The sequence below is a fragment of the Microbacterium sp. 22215 genome (assembly GCF_052045655.1).
Taxonomy (GTDB): Bacteria; Actinomycetota; Actinomycetes; order Actinomycetales; family Microbacteriaceae; genus Microbacterium; species Microbacterium phyllosphaerae.
This window is the reverse complement of sequence record NZ_JBQEPC010000009.1, coordinates 100,153-119,401: the sequence shown is the minus strand read 5'-3', so window position 1 is coordinate 119,401 and position 19,249 is coordinate 100,153. Positions and strand designations below refer to the sequence as shown.

The window sequence follows — 19,249 nt, the reverse complement described above, 5'->3', positions numbered from 1 at the left end:
CCCATTCAGGATGGCCATGCCGAAGACCCCGCCTCCCGAGCTCGCCCCGGAGAGAATCCAGGACATCGATCTCGAAACCGAGATGCAGGGTTCCTTCCTCGAGTACGCGTACTCGGTGATCTACTCCCGTGCGCTGCCGGATGCCAGGGACGGACTCAAGCCGGTCCAGCGCCGCATCCTCTACCAGATGGCCGAGATGGGCCTGCGTCCCGACCGCGGCCACGTCAAGAGCGCCCGCGTCGTCGGCGAGGTCATGGGAAAGCTGCACCCGCACGGTGACTCCGCGATCTACGACGCACTCGTGCGCCTCGCCCAGGAGTGGGCGCTGCGTGTTCCGCTCGTCGACGGACACGGCAACTTCGGTTCGCTCGACGACGGGCCCGCGGCGGCAAGGTACACCGAGGCGCGTCTGGCCTCCCCGGCGATGGCGCTCACGGAGAACCTCGACGAGGACGTCGTCGACTTCATCCCGAACTACGACGGCCAGTTCCAGCAGCCCTCCGTGCTGCCCGCCGCGTTCCCGAACCTCCTGGTGAACGGCGCGAGCGGCATCGCCGTCGGCATGGCGACCAACATGGCGCCGCACAACCTGATCGAGGTCGTCGCAGCCGCCACGCATCTGCTCGAGAATCCCGACGCCACGACCGAAGAGCTCATGGAGTTCGTGCCGGGGCCCGACTTCCCCTCCGGCGGCATCCTGATGGGGCTCGACGGCGTCAGGGATGCGTACACCAACGGTCGCGGGGCTCTGAAGGTACGAGGCAAGGTCTCGATCGAGCCGCTCGGCCCACGGCGCACCGGCATCATCGTGTCGGAGCTGCCGTACATGGTCGGCCCCGAACGTCTGATCGAGAAGATCCGCGATGCGGTGCAGGCGAAGAAGCTGCAGGGCATCAGCGACGTCACGGATCTCACGGACCGCAATCACGGTCTCCGCGTCGCGATCGGCATCAAGACGGGATTCGATCCCAACGCCGTGCTCGAGCAGCTGTACCGGCTGACGCCCCTCGAGGACTCGTTCAGCATCAACAACGTCGCCCTGGTCGACGGACAGCCCCGCACACTGGGGCTCAAGGAGATGCTCCGCGTCTACGTGGCGCACCGCCTCGAGGTCATCACCCGGCGCAGCAGGTACCGGCTCGCTCGACGGGAGGAACGCCTCCACCTGGTCGAGGGCCTGCTCATCGCGATCCTCGACATCGACGAGGTCATCCAGGTCATCCGCTCGTCCGACGACTCCGAGCAGGCGCGCACGCGACTGCGGTCGGTGTTCGACCTCAGCGAGCTGCAGGCCGAGTACATCCTCGAACTGCGTCTGCGCCGACTGACGAAGTTCTCCCGCATCGAGCTCGAGACCGAGCGCGATGCGCTTCTCGCCGAGATCGCCGCGCTGCGTGAGCTGCTCGGCAGCGATGTGCTGCTCCGCGCTGCGGTCGCGAAGGAGCTGGATGCCGCGGCCGACGCGTACGGCACTCCTCGCCGCACGCTCCTGATGAACGCCGCTCCCCCGAAGCCCCGAGCGTCCAAGGGCGCCGCGGCCGACCTCCAGATCGCGGACGCCCCGACGGTGCTCGTGCTGTCGACGACGGGCCGTGCCGTGCGCGTCGACCTCGGTGAGGGTCAGGAGCTTTCGCTGCCGCCCCGTCGCAGCAAGCACGACGCGATCCTGACGACGCTCGAGACGACGGTCCGTGCTGAGATCGGCGCGTTGACCACGGAGGGCCGCGTGCTGCGTTTCTCTCCGGTCGACCTTCCGTCGGTGCCGTCGTCGTCGGTCCAGCTGGCGGCCGGCGCACCGCTGCGCGACTATCTCGGGATCACCACCCGAGGAGAGCGGATCCTCGGATTCGTGCGCTTCGACAGTGACACGCCGATCGCCCTCGGCACGGCTCAGGGAACGGTCAAGCGGATCGTCCCCTCGACCCTGCCCGTGCGTCCCGATCTCGAGGTCATCGGCATGAAGCCCGGTGACACCGTCGTCGGCGCCGTCGAAGCGAACGACGATGCTGATCTCGTCTTCGTGACGACCGACGCGCAGCTGCTCCGCTTCTCCGCATCCACCGTCCGCCCCCAGGGTGCGCCCGCAGGCGGCATGGCCGGCGTCAAGCTGGGAGCGGGGGCGTCCGTGCTGTTCTTCGGCGCCGTGGCACCCGACATAGACGCCGTGGTCGCCACGGTGTCGGGTGGCGACAGCAGCCTGCCCGGCACCGAGCCCGGTCGTGCGAAGGTGTCATCGTTCGCCGAGTACCCCTCGAAGGGTCGGGCGACCGGCGGCGTGCGCGCCCATGCCTTCCTGAAGGGCGAAGATCGTCTGACGGTCGCGTGGGTCGGACCGACCCCGGCACAGGCGGTCGACCCGACCGGCGCCGTGCGCAAGCTTCCCGACGCGGGTGCCCGACGTGACGCCTCGGGCCAGCCGATCGACGGCGTGATCGGCAGCATCGGCCGCACCCTGGTCTGAGCCCAGCCTGCGCGGGCGCGCCCGTCAGAGTCGCAGCGCGAGCACGTTGGCGGTGAGACCGGCGGCGGTGCCGCAGAGGATCACGGTGTCGCCGGCTCCGACGCGACCGCTCTCGAGCGCGCGCGCGAGCATGAACGGCACGGATGACGACACCATGTTGCCGAACTCCCGCACCTCGTCGATCCGGCGCTCGACGGGGATCCCGAGGCGGTCGAGCATGGGCCCGAGCGCGGCCGACGCCTGGTGGGGCACCCAGAGCGCGACGTCGTCGTACGAGACACCCGATGCGCGATGGAACGACTCGAAGAACTCGGGGAGCACGCGCATCATCCCCAGCAGCGCACGTCGTCCGTTCATGTCGAACAGGTAGTCGGCGGGATCCGCCGTGGCATACGCCTGTGAAGGCGATCTCGAGAGCCCGCCCCTGATCTCCGTGTCGTGCGCGTACGCCGGCCAGGTGCGCTGGGCGCTCGCGATCACGCCGCGATCCGAGTCGGCGGAGCGGCGCAGCACGACGGCGGCCCCCGCATCGCTGAAGAGCTCGAAGCTCTCGCGCTGCTCCGGGTTCAGGAATCGCGTTCCCACGTCGCCCGCGAACACGAGGATCGTCTCGTGGTCACCGGCATCCAGGTACCGCGATGCGACGTCCAGTGCGGTGATGAAGCTCGTGCAGGTGGAGTTCACGTCGAAGGCTGCCGCGTGACCGGTGAGCGTCAGTCTCTCGAGCACGAGGGCCGCCGTGCACGGGATCGGCTGGATCCCGGCTGCTGAGGCGCCGAGGACGAGGTCGATCTGATCCGCGTCGACGCCCGCGTGCGCGAGCGCCCGCTCGCAGGCCTCGGTCAGCATGTCGAGGTGCGACACGTCGTCCTCGATCCGATACCGCGTCTCGTCCTCGAATCGCATCGTGCGTTCGGGCAGGGATGTCCCCCACCCCACGATCTCGCAGTTCCTCACCATCTCCGGTCCCCCCATTCCTGCACCACCCGGCGCAGCTTCACCGAGCCGTCCCTCACGAAGTCGACGAACGTGAGATCCGGCCGCTCGCATCCGAGTCGATCGGCCAGCGCCCCCACCTCGTCTCCGACGCGGCGCCGAGACCGATCATCGACCGTGTCCAGGGCGATCTGCAGTCGCGACTCGCCGATCTGCGTGATGCGGTACTCGTCGAATCCGTCGGCATAGAGCAGCGCCCGGGTGATCACGTCTGCGAACACCGGGACGGCTCGGCCGTCGAGTCCCCGGAAGACCAGGGTGTCGCCCTCTCGCCCCTCGATCCGCTCGATCGCCGTGAGCGCACTGCCACAGGGGCACGGTTCGAGGCGTTGGCGAAGGACGTCGCCGAGCCGGTACCGCACGATCGGCTGCGCGCGTCGGCGCAGATCGGTGACGATCGGCGTGAACCGCTCGTCGTCCAGGGCTTCGCGTTCGACGAGGATGTTGTCTTCGTTCAGATGGATCACCCCGAGCTCGCACGTGTGCGCGAGGAACCCCTCCGTGCACTGGTAGAGCTGGTGCAGGAGCGGCTGCCCGAGCGAGGCCCTGATGCGCTGCTCGTCTGCGATCTCGAGCACCTCGGCCACCGAGTAGACCCGCTGCGGGACGACGTCGAACGCACCGGCATCGGCCGCACGTGCGATCAGCCGCAGGACCGACGGCGGAGCGACGAGGATGGTGGGCCGATACTCCTGCAGCCGGGCGATGTTGTCGTCCATGTCGGAGTACACGTCGAAGTAGCGGAACGACACCGCCCGCGACCGGACCGACTCATAGAGACTGTTGTCCGCGCGGAGGAACAGCGCGATCCGGTGCCCGAAGATCCTGCCCCGGGGAAGAGTGCGGGCGAGCACAGTCCCCACCCAGGCGTCGCGCTCGGCGCTGCTCACCACGAAGAGGCCCCGGTGCCCGCTGGTCCCGCTCGAGAGCCCGACCGAGTGCGAGCCCAGATCCGCCTCGAAGTCACGCGAGCGCTCGTTCCGGATCGCGAGCGCGAGCGCCTCGTCCCTGCCCACCCCCACGGCGTTGATCTCGTCGAAGCGGCTCATCATGACGCTCTTGTCCATGAGCGGGAGGTCGGCGAACGACCGCGTCGCGAGCATCTCACCGAAGTACGGCGATCGACGGCGCAGGAAGGCCACGTGCGATCGCAGCAGGCGTCGCTGGCGTCTCTCCACCGCTGTCCTCGTGCGCAGTGGCCGGAGCCACCGCACCGCGGCGAACTCACGCAGGATCGCGAACTTCGACATCAGCCCAGCAGCTCCCTCGCGCCGAGCGGGTCGTGGCTGCAGACCACACGGATGCCGGCGGCCGCGAGGTCGCCGATAACGCGTGCCGTCGCGACGTAGCGGTCCGCATCATGCTGGACGAGCCGGGGCACCGGCTTCAGGTCCGAGGAGGCGCCGATCAGATCGTTCCCCCACGCCGCGTCACCCGCGAGCAGCACACGATGCTCGACCACCGCGCCGAGGTGCCCGTCGGCATGACCCGGAAGGTCGACGACGAGGTACGAGCCGTCACCGAACAGGTCGTGGGCCCGTATCGAGACGCCGTGGATCGTGACCGTCGAGAACGCCGGGTCGTCGACGACGATGCGTTCAGCGCCCGAGAACCACTCGGGAAACAGGCCCGGGAGCACTCCCGCGCGCAGACGCGGTGCCGCAAGCGTCCGCTCGTGCCCCGCGCTGAGCACGAACGTGGCCTGCGGAAAACGGCGGACTCCCCCGACATGATCCGGATGCAGGTGCGAGAGCACGACATGCGTGACGGATGCCGGATCGATGCCGTCGCGGCTGAGCTGCGCGGCCACGTCGTCCGCGTCATCCACCGTCGGCGGCAGCAGACGACGATAGACGGCACCACGCCAGCCCGTGCGCCACTCCCCTGTCGCATATCCGGTGTCGAAGAGCACGCGACGTCCGTCCGCGCCGTCGTAGAGGAACACGCCGGAGGGGAACTCGCGCACTTCCCTCGCACGTCCGTGGAACATCGCACCGACGTCGTGCGAGGTGCTCCCGCACACGTAGTGACGGAGGCGGCGCGTCACGCGGACGACCTCAGGTGCGCGGCCACCCCGGCGAGGGCGGAATCCACTGAGACGACGGGCCGATAGCCGAGTTCGTTCCGCGCACGTGAGATGTCGAGCGTCTGCGAGTAGGCGATCGTACTGAGTGTGTACCGCGTGAGCGGAGGCTCGGGTCGGCCCGGTACGACCCCGTACACGCCCTCGAGGAGGGATGCCAGTGTCCACGCGACCCGCCGACTCATGGGCCGGAATCGCGGAGTCTCCCCCATCCGCTCGAGCAGCGTCGTGAGCAGCTCGCGGAACGCACGAGGATCATCGTTCGTGATGTTGTACACCCCTCCGGCGGCATCGCCGCGATCGAGAGCCAGCCGCAGGGCCGAGGCGACGTTCTCGACCGCGGTCACGTCGATCAGGTTGTGGCCGCCGTCGAACAGCGGCACGCCGATGCGGCTGTGCACATCGAGCAGCCTCGGCACCAGGCTCGGGTCACCCACGCCGATCAGTCCGCGAGGACGCAGGATCACGACCTCGGGGACGGTTCGCGCATCGAGCGCCTCGAGCAGCAGGTCCTCGGCGGCGATCTTCGAGCGGATGTAGCCGTTGAGGCGGTTGCTGCGGTCGACGTCGTGCTCGCGGATGCCGAGGCGGTCGCGAGCCGCGGCGTACACGCTCGGCGACGACACGTGCACGATCCGTCGGGCCCCGTTGCGGCGGGCGAACTCGACGACATGACCGGTGCCCTCGACGTTGACCCGATGGAAGTCCTTCCAGTGTCCCCAGGGCGTCGACAGCGCCGCGCAATGGATGACGGCATCCACCGGGAGGTCACGGGCGCGCAGTGACGCGAGGTCGCCGGGGACGCGGTGGGCAGGATCGGCGACCAGGGCGAGGGCCTCGGTGTTGCGTCCGCCGGCGAAGACCTCGTACCCGTGGCGCTGCAGCTCGGGCACCACGTAGCCGCCGAGGAACCCGCTCGCCCCCGTCACCAGCACACGGGCTCCGGACATGCACATCACCCTAGCCGCCCTATTGTGGTCGAGTGCGCATCGCCATGGTCACCGACTACTACCTGCCGACTCTGGGCGGCGTGCAGACCGTGATCAAGGCGCACAGGGAAGCGTTGGAGCACGCCGGTCATGAGGTGTTCGTGTTCGCGCCTCTCGCGGAGCCCAGTGCGGATCCGCACGTCGTGCGCCTGCCGACGGCACGGGGCTTCGCGCCGGACGGCTACCCGTTCACGTGGACGCCCGCGGCCGCCGCCGCGGCGTTGCACGAGGGCCTGAGCGCACGCGGGATCGAGATCGTCCATGTGCACACCGAGATGTTCGCGGCGCTGGGCGGCTTCGAGGCGGCGCGGGCGCTCGGCATCCCGATCGTGCAGACCATGCACGGGCGGATCGATGTGTACACGCGCTCGGTGCTGCCGATCCCTTCCGTCACGACGATGATGCTGGCCGCCATGCACCGACGACGTCTGAGCCACGATCGCGCCCGCATCGACGCGACAGCCTCGTACGCGAGCACGCGGATGGCACAGCGGATGTGGCGGCTCATGGTCAGTCAGGCGAATCACGCCGACCACGTCATCGTGCCCTCGGCGCACTTCGCGGCGAAGCTCGTCGCCCAGGGCGTGCAGACTCCGCTCACCGTGCTGTCGAACGGGCTCGAGTCGAGCGTGCTCGCTCGCGTGGGCTCGCCGACGCCGCGTGTCGTCGCCCCGGGAGATGAGCTCCGAGCCGTCTGGTGCGGCCGGCTGTCGCCGGAGAAGCGACCCCAGGTCTTCGTCGACGCCATACGGCAGTCGCCCGGAGTCCGCGCCGAGATGTTCGGTGACGGTGTCGCGCGTCGCGCTGTCGCCGCCGCGGCTTCGGATCTGGCATCGGGGCGCCTCACGGTCCGCGGCGGGGTCCCCCAATCCCAGGTGCTCGACGGCATGCGTCAGGCGCACGTGCTGGTGTCGACGTCGCTCGACTTCGACAACCAGCCGATGGTCATCCTCGAGGCGATCGCATCGGGGCTGCCGGTGATCGTCACCGATCCGGACCTCGCCGAGATGCTGCCCGAAGGCGGAGGCGTCGTGACCGAGACTCCGGATGCCGTGGGATTGACCGCGACTCTCCGGACGCTGCGAGACGATCCGACACTGGTCACCTCGATGAGCGCCGCCGCGATCTCGCACCGGTCGCAGGTCGCGCAGGACACCCACCGCGACGCACTGCTCGACGTCTACCGCGCGGCGCTCTCGAGGGCTCGGTGACGATCAGGCGTCGATCGATTCCCGAGACAGGCGATCGGACGAGTCGATGATGAACTCGCGGCGAGGAGCGACCTCGTTGCCCATCAGCAGCTCGAAGACACGACCTGCCGCCTCGGCATCCTCCATGCGCACTCGACGCAGAAGCCGCCCGCCGCGGTCCATCGTCGTGGACGCCAGCTGCTCGGCATCCATCTCACCGAGTCCCTTGTACCGCTGGATCGGCTCGTGCCAGCGCTTACCGGCCTTGCGCAGCTTGGTCAGCAGCGCGTGCATCTCCTGCTCGCTGTAGGTGTAGATCGTCTCGTTCGGCTTCGAGCCCGGGTTCATCACGATCACGCGGTGCAGCGGCGGCACCGCGGCGAACACACGCCCGTGCTCGATGAGCGGACGCATGTACCGGTAGAAGAGCGTGAGGAGCAGCGTGCGGATGTGCGCACCGTCGACGTCGGCGTCGCTCATCAGGATGACTTTGCCGTAGCGCGCGGCGTCGATGTCGAAGCTCCGACCGGAGCCCGCACCGATCACCTGGATGATCGACGCGCACTCGGTGTTCGAGAGCATGTCACCGACCGAGGCCTTCTGCACGTTGAGGATCTTGCCCCGGATCGGCAGCAGAGCCTGGAACTCGCTGTTGCGCGCGTTCTTGGCCGTGCCGAGGGCCGAGTCGCCCTCGACGATGAAGAGCTCGCTGCGCTCGACCTCGTTCGTGCGGCAGTCGACGAGCTTGGTCGGCAGCGTCGAGGACTCCAGCGCGTTCTTGCGGCGCTGGGTCTCCTTGTGCGCACGTGCCGACACGCGGGCCTTCATCTCGGCGACGATCTTGTCGAGCAGCTGCGTCGCCTGGCTCTTGTCGTCACGCTTGGTCGAGCTGAATCGGGCGGCGAGATCCTTGCGGATCACCTGGGCGACGATCTGGCGCACGGCGGGCGTGCCGAGCACCTCCTTCGTCTGTCCCTCGAACTGCGGCTCAGGCACGTTCACCGTGAGCACCGCGCTGAGTCCGGCGAGAACGTCGTCCTTCTCGAGCTTGTCATTGCTGCCCACCTTGAGTCGGCGGGCGTTCTGCTCGACCTGCGATCGCAGCACCTTGAGCAGCTCCTGCTCGAAGCCCTGCTGATGCGTGCCGCCCTTCGGGGTGGCGATGATGTTGACGAACGACCGGGTGATCGTGTCGTAGCCCGTGCCCCAGCGCATCGCGATGTCGACGGCGCAGACGCGCTCGACCTCGGTGGCGACCATGTGACCGTCGGCCTGGAGCACAGGCACGGTCTCCTTGAAGGTCCCCTCGCCCTGGATGCGCCACGTGTCGGTGACGGGAGCATCGTTCGCGAGGTACTCGACGAACTCCGAGATGCCGCCCTCATAGTGGTACGACTTCTCCGTGGGCTGACCTTCGACCTCCGAGCCGTTCGCCGCACGCTCGTCGCGGATGACCAGCTCGAGGCCGGGGACGAGGAAAGCGGTCTGGCGCGCCCGGGTCTCCAGTTCGTTGAGCTGGAAGGCAGCGTCCTTCGTGAAGATCTGGTGATCCGCCCAGTAGCGGATGCGGGTTCCACTGGTACCGCGGGGGGCCTTGCCGACGACCCGGAGCTCGCTCTTGTCGCGGAACGGTGTGAACTTCGCGTCCGGTCGCTTCTCGCCCGAGTCCGCGAAGAGACCCGGCTCGCCGCGGTGGAACGACATCGCGTACGTCTTGCCGCCGCGGTCGACCTCGACGTCGAGGCGCTCGGAGAGTGCGTTGACGACCGACGCGCCGACACCGTGCAGACCACCGGATGCCGCGTATGACCCGCCGCCGAACTTTCCGCCGGCGTGCAGCTTCGTGAACACCACTTCGACGCCGGTGAGACCGGTGCGGGGCTCGACGTCGACGGGGATGCCGCGGCCGCGGTCATGGACCTCGACGCTTCCGTCCTCATGCAGGATGATGTCGATCTTCGAGCCGTTGCCCGCGACGGCCTCGTCGACGGCGTTGTCGATGATCTCCCAGAGGCAGTGCATCAGGCCCGGGGATCCGTTCGAACCGATGTACATACCGGGACGCTTGCGGACAGCCTCGAGCCCTTCGAGCACCTGGAGATGATGGGCGGAATACTCGGCGGTCACAATCTCCGAGTCTATTCGCGATGCCCCCTCCGGGCCCGCAGACACTCCCCGCAGAGGGGCACTGGGGCACCGGCGCGTACGCGCTGAGCGAAACACGCCGCAAACCGGGCATTACTACAGCCACAGCGTGGTTACATTGAACACGCCCAACCAGCGAACCCGACACTCAAGGAGGCACCGTGATGAACGCAACGACCGAACGTGAGACCTCCGCCGTCGAGTTCCGCCTGACCGCCATGGATCGCTGTGATTCGTGTGGCGCTCAGGCCTACATCGCGGCCGAGGTCAACGGCTCCGAGCTGCTCTTCTGCGCCCACCACGGACGCAAGTACGAAGAGAAGCTTCGCAGCATCGCAACGAGCTGGCACGATGAGACCGCTCGTCTGATCGACTGAACCACTCGGTCTGATCTGCCTCGGAGCCCGTCATGAGACGGGCTCCGCTTCTGTTAAGCAGCGGCTTTCGTCGCGCGGCCTCGCTCGTCAGGCGACGACGACGCGTCGAACACGCGACGTCAGTCGGGTGAGGATCTCCTCCCCGACCGTGTCGACGCGCTCGGCGAGCGTCGTCGCGCTCGACTCTCCGTGCTCGCCGGCACCGAAGAGCCACACCGGATCGCCGGCTCGCATGCCCGGCCACCCCGCGACGACCGCCGTCGTCGCGTCGATGCGACGGAGCTCACGCGCGCCCGCGGTCGTCCCGACGTGGCAGCCTGCGAGAGTCGAGGGGATGCCGTCGAAGGAGCCGATCGCGATCACGGCCTCATCATCGCGGACGGTGACGACCGTCGCGACGAGCTCCGCGACGGGGAGGACACCCTCGAGCTCCGGACCGTCAGCCGAACGGACGCCGTAGCAGAACGCGCCGATCCGCGACACGGATCCGCGCAGCTCCGGTCGCCACCACGATGCTGCGGATGCCGTCAGGTGCAGCGCCTCCGGGGTCGGCCCCGACGACTCGACCACACGGACGGCCTCGAGGAACACCGCCTGAGCGTCGTCATCCTCGGCGTCGCTCGCCTCGGCGAGGTGGCTCCAGATGCCCGCGAGTTCGAGATGACCCGCAGCCTCCGCCGCGCGGACGTTCGCGATCGTCTGCTCCCACTCCTCGGGGAGGAGTCCGTTGCGGTGCAGTCCGGTGTCGATCTTGAGATGGACGCGGGCGCGCACGCCCTGGTCCCGTGCCCGGGTGACGATCCGGGTGAGGTACTCGGCCGACCCCACTCCCAGATCGATCCGGTGGTGCAGCGCGTCGTCGATCTCCGCGTCGGTCGATGTCACCCAGGCCAGGATCCTCCCGGTGTCGCCCAGCACGCGTCGCGCCTCGACTCCGCTGCCCACGTCATACGAGCCGTACCACTCGACGCCTGCCTCCTTGGCCGCGTCGACGGCCCACCGCAGCCCGTGGCCGTAGGCATCGTCCTTCAGCACGACCATCAACGTCGACGGGGCGATGCGCTCGCGGACGGCGGCGATGTTCGACACGAACCTGTCGGTGCGGATGCGCAGCTCCGGGCGAGTCACGCCTCCCACCCCCGGTCGGCGTGCGAACCGGCCACCGCGATGAGCTCGGCGATCGTGAGCCCGGTCACGGCGCTCCAGCGCGCGAGACCAGGGCCTGCAGACCCTCTGCCGCCGAAGTACGTGGCATCCGCCCCCAGCTCGACGTCGTCCGAGTCCTGGAGGTCGATCACGCACACGTCCATCGCGACACGCCCGACGATCGGCCGCGACGCACCGGCGATCTCGACGGTCGCCGCGTTGCCGAGCGCACGGACGATGCCCTGCGCGTACCCCCCGGTGATCAGCGCCGCGGTCGTGTCCTGCGTCGCCCGGTGCGTGTATCCGTAGGAGACGGCATCCCCGGCCTTGAGCGGCTTCGTCGACAGGACCCTCCCGGCGAGCCGCATCACCGGAGTCGTGCGAAGCGTGCCGTCTGCACCCGGGAGTCCGTAGAGAAGGGATGCGTCGATGTCGGCCACGCCCTCGGTGAGCGCCTCGATGCCCTCGAGGCGCAGCGCCTCGACTTCTTCGGAATGGTCCACCAACACCGCGGCTGCGCCGGCGGCGGTCACGGCGTGGGCGATCGCGAGCACCCCATGCCCCCAGGCATCCCTGCGCAGATCGGCGACACGGCCCCCTGCGTCGACGGCTGCGGTCGATGCCGCTGCCAGAGCCGACCGGGAGATCACCGCGCGTGGACGGGAGCTGGATGTCTTCTCACACACCTGTCCAGCCTAGCTCCGGCTTCCCAGGATGCTCTGTGCGCCCCCCGTAGACTGGTCATGACCCCGAATTTGGAGATCCATGTCACGCTTTTCCCTCGTGCCCCGCGTCCGCTACCTGCTGGCGCGCGCCCGCCGCATCGACGTCGCCTCGGTGATCGAGAGGGCCAAGGAGTCATCCGCCCAGCACGGCAAGGCCGTACCTCTCGTCGTGGTCGACATGCTCTGGTCGGCTGGACGCCACAACGTCGGATTCCAGGACTACATCGACTACGACTTCGCGATCCTCACCAAGGCGGAGCGCGACACGTTCATGACGCATCCGGTGTCCAACGAGATCTCGCAGAAGTACGACCACCCCGACTACCGGCACCTCTTCCATGACAAGGCCGAGTTCGACGCACGCTTCGACGCGTTCCTCAAGCGCGAGTGGATGCTGATCACCGAGGGCAACGCCGACGAGCTGCGCGCGTTCACCGAGCGCCAGGGCACGATCGTCGTCAAGGAGACCCACGGCCAGGCCGGCACCGGAGTGCACCGCTACCACGCGGCCGACGTCACCGACTGGGACGCGTTCCACGCCGAACTGCTGGCGAAGAAGCAGGTGCTGGTCGAAGAGGTCATCCGCCAGCACGCCGACCTCGCCGCCGTCTGCCCCGGCACTGTGAACACCACCCGCATCACCGCCTTCTTCGACGGGGAGAAGACGCACATCCTCGCCATGGCGCAGAAGTTCGGCCGCGGCGCGGTGAGCGACCAGATGAGCTTCGGCGGTTTCTACACGATGCTCGACGAGAACGGCCACTCTGTGGGCTCCGGCTACGACTCCCACGGCCACGTGCACGTCACGCACCCCGACTCCGGCTTCCCGATCGCCGACTTCCAGCTGCCGATGATGGACGAGGTCCGTGAGTTCGTCGACCAGGTCGCCCGCGTCGTGCCGCAGATCCAGTACGTCGGCTGGGACATCGTCGTGACGCCCGACGGCCCCGTGCTCGTGGAGGGCAACTGGGGCGCCGGCGTGTACGAGAACAAGCCCAGCGTCACCGGCATCCGCACCGGTCACAAGCCTCGCTACCAGGCCGCGATCGGGTTCTGACCCCGAAGCGCAGACGCAGAGAAGGCCCGGATGCTGAGCATCCGGGCCTTCTTCGTGAGTTCTGGGCTCAGTGAGCGCTTCAGACCGCTCGGACGATGCCCATCGGTGTCGACTGCGTCGCCTGGCCGAGCGGGTTGTCTCCGAGGATCTGCACGAGACGACGCTCACCGGCCTTGTCGAGAGTCGAGCCGAGGATGTTCCCGCCGATGTCGTTGATGTCGACCACCGCGACGTCGGCGTGTCCTCCGACCAGCTTCTGCAGACGGAGAGCGACCTCACGCGGATTCTTCGGTCCGAGCACGACCGCCTCGTTGTAAGGCGGGATCGTGTTCTTCGTGGGTCCGTCGATGGCACGCGCCTTGTCTCCCGCGATGCGGTAGAAGTCGCCACGTCGCCCGAAGGCCTTCGTGATCACCGAGACGCCCGCCGCGAACAGGATCCGCAGGGTGCCGCACTCGCGCAGCGCCATCTCCATCGTCTCGGGCATGCCGAGGCCGATGCCGTACGACGTCCGCACCACATAGCGCGAGAGGAAGCGCGCGAGCGGACGCGGCGTGATCTCGTCGAGACGGTAGGACCGCCCCTGCGTGATCGCGACGATCTTCTCGGTGACGAACAGCAGGTCACCCGGCTGCACCGCATCCTTCGCGTACTCCGTGATCACCGAGTCGAGATCGTCGTTCGGCATGATGACGCGGGTGCGCAGCGGAATGCGCGCATAGCTCTTGCCGTCGACGCTCGCCTCGAGCGCCTTGCCCTCGTTCGCCTGCATCACTCGAGGTAGTCCCGCAGCGACTGCGAGCGGCTCGGGTGGCGCAGCTTCGCCATCGTCTTCGACTCGATCTGACGGATGCGCTCACGCGTCACGCCGAACGTGTCACCGATCTGGTCGAGCGTCTTGGGCTGGCCGTCGCCGAGTCCGAAGCGCATCCGGATCACACCGGCCTCACGCTCGGAGAGCGAGTCGAGCAGCTGCTCGAGCTGACGCTGCAGCATCGTGAAGCCGACCGCGTCCGCGGGGACCACGGCCTCGGTGTCCTCGATGAGGTCACCGAACTCGCTGTCGCCGTCCTCGCCGAGCGGCGTGTGGAGCGAGATCGGCTCGCGGCCGTACTTCTGGACCTCGACGACCTTCTCGGGCGTCATGTCCAGCTCGCGGCTGAGCTCTTCCGGGGTGGGCTCTCGGCCCAGGTCCTGCAGCATCTGGCGCTGCACGCGGGCCAGCTTGTTGATGACCTCGACCATATGCACCGGGATGCGGATGGTACGGGCCTGGTCGGCCATCGCGCGGGTGATCGCCTGACGGATCCACCAGGTGGCGTAGGTCGAGAACTTGAAGCCCTTGGTGTAGTCGAACTTCTCGACGGCGCGGATCAGGCCGAGGTTGCCCTCCTGGATCAGGTCCAGGAACTGCATGCCGCGACCGGTGTAGCGCTTGGCGAGCGAGACGACGAGACGCAGGTTGGCGCCGAGCAGGTGGCTCTTCGCACGCTGTCCGTCACGAGCGACCCACTGCAGGTCGAGTCCGAGCTGACCCGCCTTCTCTGCGGCGGTCATCGTCGAGAGCTTCTCCTCGGCGAACAGGCCGGCCTCGATGCGCATCGCGAGCTCGACCTCTTCGGCCGCGTTCAGCAGCGCGACCTTTCCGATCTGCTTCAGGTAGTCCTTGACCGGGTCGGCGGTCGCGCCGGTGATCTGCGTGGAGTAGACCGGCACATCCTCGTCGTCGTTCGACGAGATGACGATCGCGCCGGTGGGCAGCGGCTCGGTGAACTTGGGCTTGGAGTCCTCGTCGTCCTCGTCGGGCTCTGCGGCGGGAGGAGTCTCGTCGTCTTCGACGATGTCATCGGCCTTCTTCTTCTTCGCGGGCGCGCGCTTGGCAGCGGCCCGCTGGGCTGCGGTCTTGGGAACCGGCTTCTCAGCGGCCTCCTCGACCGGAGCGTCGACCTCGGGAGCGTCGGCGGTCTTCTTCGTCGTCCGGGTCTTCTTCGTCGTGGCAGGAGTCACGTTTCGCCTTTCACGGGGCCGCTCGCAGGCCCCGGAGCATTTCGGACACTAGTAAGACCCTTGTCAAGTCAGATCTCCGGAAAGATCGATTGACAACGGGTCAGAGTCCTAGTATCGCACACGTGTGGGCATGCAGATGCATTCCGCCGAAGTTCGCGCCCGGATGTCAACCCCGACCGGGCTTGTCCTCGTCGCTGCTGGGGCGCGAGGCGAGATAGCGCTCGAGCTCGGCGGCCAGTTCATCGGCGCTCGGGAGATCGCGCTCGTTGAAACCGCCCTCGTCGTACGAGCCGTCCTCGGGGTCACGGCCCGCCATGTAGGCGTCGTAGCGGCGCTCGAGACCCTGCACCATCTGCTGCAGCTCGTCGTTTCCGAGCACCTGCTCGTCGACGCGTGTCAGGTAGTCCTGGCGGCGCTCCTGCACCTCATCGAGCAGGATCACCAGGCCCGTAGCGGCCATCAGCTTCTCGGCGGCCGCGATCACGGCCTCCGGATTCTCGGTCTCTGCGAGGTAGTGCGGCACGAGCAGGACGAAACCGACGACGCGGTCGCCGTGCTCGGCGAATCGGAACTCGAGCAGATGCCCTGCGGTCGCCGGCACCTGTGTGCGCGGACGCCACACGGAGTGCGCGACCGTGAGCTCGCGGCGGTTGCCGCTGACCGTCGTGCCGATGGGACGGGTGTGGGGCACGGGCATCGCGATCGAGTGCACCCAGTTCAGACCCGAGACCTCGAATTCGTCGGCGAGCTCGAGCACGGTGCGGGCGAACTCGTTCCAGGCGAAGTCGGGCTCGTAGCCCGCGAGGAGCAGGAACTTCTGACCGAGGGCGTCGGTCGCGAGCGAGAGCTCCAGTCGAGCGGGACGGAACTCCGCGAGGTGGTCCTGATCGAACGAGATCACGGGGCGACGCGCGCGGTAGTCGAGGAGTACGTCGTTGTCGAAGACCGCGATCGGCTCGGGAGAGGTCGTCTCGCGGAGGTGCTCGATGAGCCCTGAGACAGCGTTGCCCGCGTCGGTGAAACCCGTCAGGAGCAGGACAAGGGGCAGCCCGCGCGGCACCGCCGGCGCGTTCGCTACACGTTCATGGATCTCTCCGGAGAAGGGCATGAGTCCATGCTACGAGCAGGTTCCCGCGGGCGGGCGGCGACCGTCATGCTGAGAGCGAACAGCCGCTCCGCGTCTCCCCCGGCAGGCTTCCCTAGGATGGAGTCATGACGCTTCCCGCGCTCTCGCGCACCTCAGATCAGTTCCCCGGAAGCGCTGCAGACGCCGCAGTGCTCGTCATCGCCGACATCTCCGACTCCACAGAGTCGTTGTCCGGCCACCCGGGACTCGCCGACTCACTGAAGGGCATCGGCTTCACGGGCTCGCCGTCGGCGTTCACCCGCGTGTACGCCCCCGAGGTCACCGAGCTGCCCTTCGCCGTCGTCGGTGTCGGACGCACGCCCGATGCCGCAGCCGTGCGCAACGCGGTCGGCGCTGCGCTTCGCTCCCTCACCGGGTTCGAGAACGTCTCGCTCGGACTCGCTCCCGGGCTCGAGGAGTTCGCCTCCGCTGCCGCCGAAGGCGCGGTTCTCGGCGGCTACCGATTCGACAGCTACCGCCGGGAGCCCGGCAAGAGCCGCGCCACGTCGGTCGTGCTGCATGCGGATCTCGACGAACAGGATCTCTCTCGCGCCGTCGCCGTCGGCGAGGCCGTCGCCCTCGTCAAGGACCTCGTCTTCGTCCCCGCCGAGTGGCAGAGCCCCACCCAGCTGGCGCAGAGTGCGGCGGACAGCGTCGAGGGCCTCGACGTCACCGTCGAGATCCTCGATGAGGATGCGCTGGCCGAGCAGGGCTTCGGCGGGATCCTCGGCGTCGCCCAGGGCTCCGACCGCCCTCCTCGTCTCGTGCGCCTGGACTACGCACCCGAGAACGCCACCCGGCACATCGCGCTGGTCGGCAAGGGCATCACCTTCGACACCGGCGGGCTGTCGCTCAAGCCCGCGGCATCGATGGTCGGCATGAAGTTCGACATGGCGGGCGCCGCGACGAGCGTCGCCGCGCTGCGGGCGATCGCCGCGCTCGGTCTTCCCGTGCACGTCACCGCCTGGCTGTGCATCACCGACAACATGCCCTCCGGGCGCGCACTGCGCCCCGGCGACGTCATCCGGATGCTCGACGGCACGACCGTCGAGGTTCCGAACACCGATGCCGAGGGCCGACTGGTCATGGCAGACGGCCTCGTCGCCGCCAGCCGCGAGAACCCGGACGTCATCATCGACGTCGCGACGCTCACCGGCGCGATCGTGATGGCGCTGGGTCACCGTCACACGGGCGTCTTCGGCGCCGACGACGCGGTCGCCGAGTTCCTGAGCGCCGCGCGGGCCGCGGACGAGCTCGCCTGGCACATGCCGCTCCCCGAGCACATGGAGGACTCGCTCGACTCCCCCATCGCCGACATGCAGAACGCGAACATGAGCGATCGCATGGGCGGTGCGTCGTACGCGGGTCTCTTCCTGCGACGCTTCGTCGGACGCGTCTCCGACGAGAAGGACGCCCCTCGCATCCCCTGGGTGCACCTCGACATCGCCGGATCCGGCGAGCACAACGGTGCGCCGTACGGCTTCACCGACAAGGGCCCCACGGGCGCGATGGTCCGATCGATCATCGCGTTCGCCGAAGCATCCCACACGGAGGCATGACCATGACCACGCACACCTTCGACATCGTCGTCCTGGGCGGCGGAAGCGGCGGATACGCCGCAGCACTGCGCGCGAGCGAGCTCGGCAAGTCCGTCGCGCTGATCGAGAAGGACAAGGTCGGCGGCACCTGCCTGCACCGGGGATGCATCCCCACAAAGGCACTCCTGCACGCGGCCGAGGTGGCCGAGCACGTGCGGGATGCGGCTCACGTGGGCATCTCCGCCACGCTCGAGGGCATCGATCCCGCCGGGGTGCGCGCCTACCGCGAGGGCATCGTGGCGAAGAAGTACAAGGGTCTCGAGGGGCTGGTGAAGGCCCGCGGCATCACGACGGTCGCCGGCGCCGGCCGTCTCAACGCGGACCGCTCGGTCAGCGTCGGCGACGACGTCTATGTCGGCACCGACGTCATCCTCGCCACCGGCTCGTACAGCCGCACGCTGCCGGGTCTCGAGATCGGCGGCCGGATCCTCACGAGCGAGCAGGCGCTGGCGCTCGACGTCATCCCAGAGCGCGTGCTGATCCTCGGCGGCGGCGTCATCGGCGTCGAGTTCGCGAGCGTGTGGCGGTCGTTCGGGGCCGAGGTCACGATCATCGAAGCTCTTCCGCATCTCGTCCCGAACGAGGACATCGCGATGAGCAAGGGCCTCGAGCGCGCCTTCCGGCGCCGCGGCATCCAGTACTCGCTCGGGATCCGATTCCAGAGTGCGACGCAGGACGACGGATCGGTGACCGTGACGCTCGACGACGGCAAGGAGTTCTCCGCCGACTACCTGCTCGTCGCAGTCGGCCGCGGGCCGGTGACAGCCGATCTCGGCTTCGAAGAGGCCGGCATCGCCCTCGACCGAGGATTCGTCACGGTCGATCAGGATCTGCGCACGGGCGTCCCCGGAGTGTGGGCCGTCGGCGACATCACCCCGGGTCTGCAGCTCGCGCATCGCGGCTTCCAGCAGGGAATCGCCGTCGCCGAGCGGATCGCCGGGCTCTCTCCCGCCAACATCCCCGACATCCAGATCCCGAAGGTCACGTACTCGAGCCCCGAGGTCGCGTCGGTCGGAGTGACCGAAGAGGCGGCCGTCGCCGAGCACGGCACGGACGCCGTCGTCGCCTACGAATACAACCTCGCGGGCAACGGCAAGAGCGAGATCATCGGAACGAGCGGCCTCGTCAAGGTCGTCCGGCTCAAGGACGGCCCCGTCATCGGCGTCCATCTGCTCGGCGATCGCGTGGGCGAACTCATCACCGAGGGCCAGCTGGCCGTCGCGTGGGAGGCTCACCCCGAGGACATCGCGCCGCTGATCCATGCGCATCCCACGCAGAGCGAAGCACTCGGCGAAGCCTTCCTCGCGCTCGCCGGAAAGCCACTGCACGCCCTCTGAACACCAACCGGT

16 protein-coding genes are annotated in these 19,249 nt (G+C 68.4%); 6 read left to right on the top strand and 10 right to left on the bottom strand.

Annotated features, from left to right (window positions below; genetic code table 11):
- Positions 1-16 precede the first annotated feature (16 nt).
- Entirely contained in the window at positions 17-2,461 is a 2,445-nt protein-coding gene (locus tag ACTJKH_RS14680; protein ID WP_440737521.1) for a DNA gyrase/topoisomerase IV subunit A, read from the top strand.
- A gap of 24 nt (positions 2,462-2,485) precedes the next feature.
- On the opposite strand, the gene ACTJKH_RS14675 is transcribed toward ACTJKH_RS14680, so the two are convergent.
- Genes ACTJKH_RS14675 through ACTJKH_RS14660 form a run of 4 tightly spaced genes read right to left on the bottom strand, consistent with a single transcriptional unit; the run spans position 2,486 to position 6,490 of the window.
- Entirely contained in the window at positions 2,486-3,400 is a 915-nt protein-coding gene (locus ACTJKH_RS14675) for a 3-oxoacyl-ACP synthase III family protein (RefSeq protein WP_440737520.1), read from the bottom strand.
- A gap of 14 nt (positions 3,401-3,414) precedes the next feature.
- A complete protein-coding gene (locus tag ACTJKH_RS14670) occupies positions 3,415-4,707 on the bottom strand; it encodes a F390 synthetase-related protein (RefSeq protein WP_440737519.1) in 1,293 nt (430 codons plus the stop codon).
- Complete coding sequence (locus ACTJKH_RS14665; protein WP_440737518.1) at positions 4,707-5,504, bottom strand: MBL fold metallo-hydrolase; 798 nt, start codon at positions 5,502-5,504, stop codon at positions 4,707-4,709. The genes ACTJKH_RS14670 and ACTJKH_RS14665 overlap by 1 nt, the downstream gene beginning before the upstream one ends.
- Positions 5,501-6,490 carry an NAD-dependent epimerase/dehydratase family protein gene (locus ACTJKH_RS14660; RefSeq protein ID WP_440737517.1) on the bottom strand — a complete coding sequence of 330 codons (990 nt, stop codon included), beginning with the start codon at positions 6,488-6,490 and terminating at the stop codon, positions 5,501-5,503. Before ACTJKH_RS14660 ends, ACTJKH_RS14665 begins: the two co-directional genes overlap by 4 nt.
- Before the next feature lie 32 nt (positions 6,491-6,522).
- Between ACTJKH_RS14660 and ACTJKH_RS14655 the strand changes: the two genes are divergently transcribed.
- Positions 6,523-7,740, top strand: a complete 1,218-nt coding sequence (locus ACTJKH_RS14655) for a glycosyltransferase (RefSeq protein WP_440737516.1) — start codon at positions 6,523-6,525, stop codon at positions 7,738-7,740.
- 3 nt (positions 7,741-7,743) lie between these two features.
- Here the strand turns inward: ACTJKH_RS14655 and ACTJKH_RS14650 are convergent, their stop codons facing one another.
- Positions 7,744-9,846 (bottom strand): DNA gyrase/topoisomerase IV subunit B, encoded by a 2,103-nt coding sequence (locus tag ACTJKH_RS14650; RefSeq protein WP_372443554.1) that lies wholly within the window; start codon positions 9,844-9,846, stop codon positions 7,744-7,746.
- Between the two features lie 182 nt (positions 9,847-10,028).
- On the opposite strand from ACTJKH_RS14650, the gene ACTJKH_RS14645 reads away from it, so the two are divergent.
- Complete coding sequence (locus ACTJKH_RS14645) at positions 10,029-10,241, top strand: DUF7455 domain-containing protein (RefSeq protein WP_042540282.1); 213 nt, start codon at positions 10,029-10,031, stop codon at positions 10,239-10,241.
- 87 nt (positions 10,242-10,328) lie between these two features.
- Here the strand turns inward: ACTJKH_RS14645 and ACTJKH_RS14640 are convergent, their stop codons facing one another.
- Together ACTJKH_RS14640 and ACTJKH_RS14635 are read right to left on the bottom strand one after the other, a co-directional pair.
- The gene (locus ACTJKH_RS14640; protein WP_440737515.1) at positions 10,329-11,369 is read right to left on the bottom strand and encodes an alanine racemase; all 1,041 of its coding nucleotides are present in this window, start codon (positions 11,367-11,369) and stop codon (positions 10,329-10,331) included.
- The gene (locus ACTJKH_RS14635; RefSeq protein WP_440737514.1) at positions 11,366-12,073 is read right to left on the bottom strand and encodes an alanine racemase C-terminal domain-containing protein; all 708 of its coding nucleotides are present in this window, start codon (positions 12,071-12,073) and stop codon (positions 11,366-11,368) included. The genes ACTJKH_RS14640 and ACTJKH_RS14635 overlap by 4 nt, the downstream gene beginning before the upstream one ends.
- 79 nt (positions 12,074-12,152) lie before the next feature.
- Here ACTJKH_RS14635 and ACTJKH_RS14630 point away from each other — a divergent pair, with 79 nt between their 5' ends.
- Positions 12,153-13,169, top strand: coding sequence for a sugar-transfer associated ATP-grasp domain-containing protein (locus ACTJKH_RS14630; protein WP_440737513.1), 1,017 nt, complete (start codon positions 12,153-12,155; stop codon positions 13,167-13,169).
- 79 nt (positions 13,170-13,248) lie between these two features.
- On the opposite strand, the gene ACTJKH_RS14625 is transcribed toward ACTJKH_RS14630, so the two are convergent.
- From ACTJKH_RS14625 to ACTJKH_RS14615, 3 genes are all read right to left on the bottom strand, one after another.
- Positions 13,249-13,941 (bottom strand): coenzyme F420-0:L-glutamate ligase, encoded by a 693-nt coding sequence (locus tag ACTJKH_RS14625; RefSeq protein ID WP_210098072.1) that lies wholly within the window; start codon positions 13,939-13,941, stop codon positions 13,249-13,251.
- Positions 13,941-15,176, bottom strand: a complete 1,236-nt coding sequence (locus tag ACTJKH_RS14620; RefSeq protein WP_056517175.1) for an RNA polymerase sigma factor — start codon at positions 15,174-15,176, stop codon at positions 13,941-13,943. Before ACTJKH_RS14620 ends, ACTJKH_RS14625 begins: the two co-directional genes overlap by 1 nt.
- A gap of 166 nt (positions 15,177-15,342) precedes the next feature.
- Positions 15,343-16,284 carry a proteasome assembly chaperone family protein gene (locus ACTJKH_RS14615; protein ID WP_440737512.1) on the bottom strand — a complete coding sequence of 314 codons (942 nt, stop codon included), beginning with the start codon at positions 16,282-16,284 and terminating at the stop codon, positions 15,343-15,345.
- Positions 16,285-16,388: 104 nt separating this feature from the next.
- Between ACTJKH_RS14615 and ACTJKH_RS14610 the strand changes: the two genes are divergently transcribed.
- Positions 16,389-17,861 (top strand): leucyl aminopeptidase, encoded by a 1,473-nt coding sequence (locus ACTJKH_RS14610; protein WP_440737511.1) that lies wholly within the window; start codon positions 16,389-16,391, stop codon positions 17,859-17,861.
- Positions 17,862-17,863: 2 nt separating this feature from the next.
- The gene (gene lpdA / locus ACTJKH_RS14605) at positions 17,864-19,237 is read left to right on the top strand and encodes a dihydrolipoyl dehydrogenase (RefSeq protein ID WP_440737510.1); all 1,374 of its coding nucleotides are present in this window, start codon (positions 17,864-17,866) and stop codon (positions 19,235-19,237) included.
- Positions 19,238-19,249 lie beyond the last annotated feature (12 nt).

Bases quoted from the DNA above. Each gene is read 5' to 3' on its own strand.
- lpdA (WP_440737510.1), top strand. From the start codon at position 17,864: ATGACCACGCACACCTTCGACATCGTCGTCCTGGGCGGCGGAAGCGGC.
- ACTJKH_RS14610 (WP_440737511.1), top strand. From the start codon at position 16,389: ATGACGCTTCCCGCGCTCTCGCGCACCTCAGATCAGTTCCCCGGAAGC.
- ACTJKH_RS14670 (WP_440737519.1), bottom strand. From the start codon at position 4,707: ATGTCGAAGTTCGCGATCCTGCGTGAGTTCGCCGCGGTGCGGTGGCTC.
- ACTJKH_RS14625 (WP_210098072.1), bottom strand. From the start codon at position 13,941: ATGCAGGCGAACGAGGGCAAGGCGCTCGAGGCGAGCGTCGACGGCAAG.
- ACTJKH_RS14680 (WP_440737521.1), top strand. From the start codon at position 17: ATGCCGAAGACCCCGCCTCCCGAGCTCGCCCCGGAGAGAATCCAGGAC.
- ACTJKH_RS14630 (WP_440737513.1), top strand. From the start codon at position 12,153: ATGTCACGCTTTTCCCTCGTGCCCCGCGTCCGCTACCTGCTGGCGCGC.
- ACTJKH_RS14660 (WP_440737517.1), bottom strand. From the start codon at position 6,490: ATGTCCGGAGCCCGTGTGCTGGTGACGGGGGCGAGCGGGTTCCTCGGC.
- ACTJKH_RS14615 (WP_440737512.1), bottom strand. From the start codon at position 16,284: ATGCCCTTCTCCGGAGAGATCCATGAACGTGTAGCGAACGCGCCGGCG.
- ACTJKH_RS14645 (WP_042540282.1), top strand. From the start codon at position 10,029: ATGAACGCAACGACCGAACGTGAGACCTCCGCCGTCGAGTTCCGCCTG.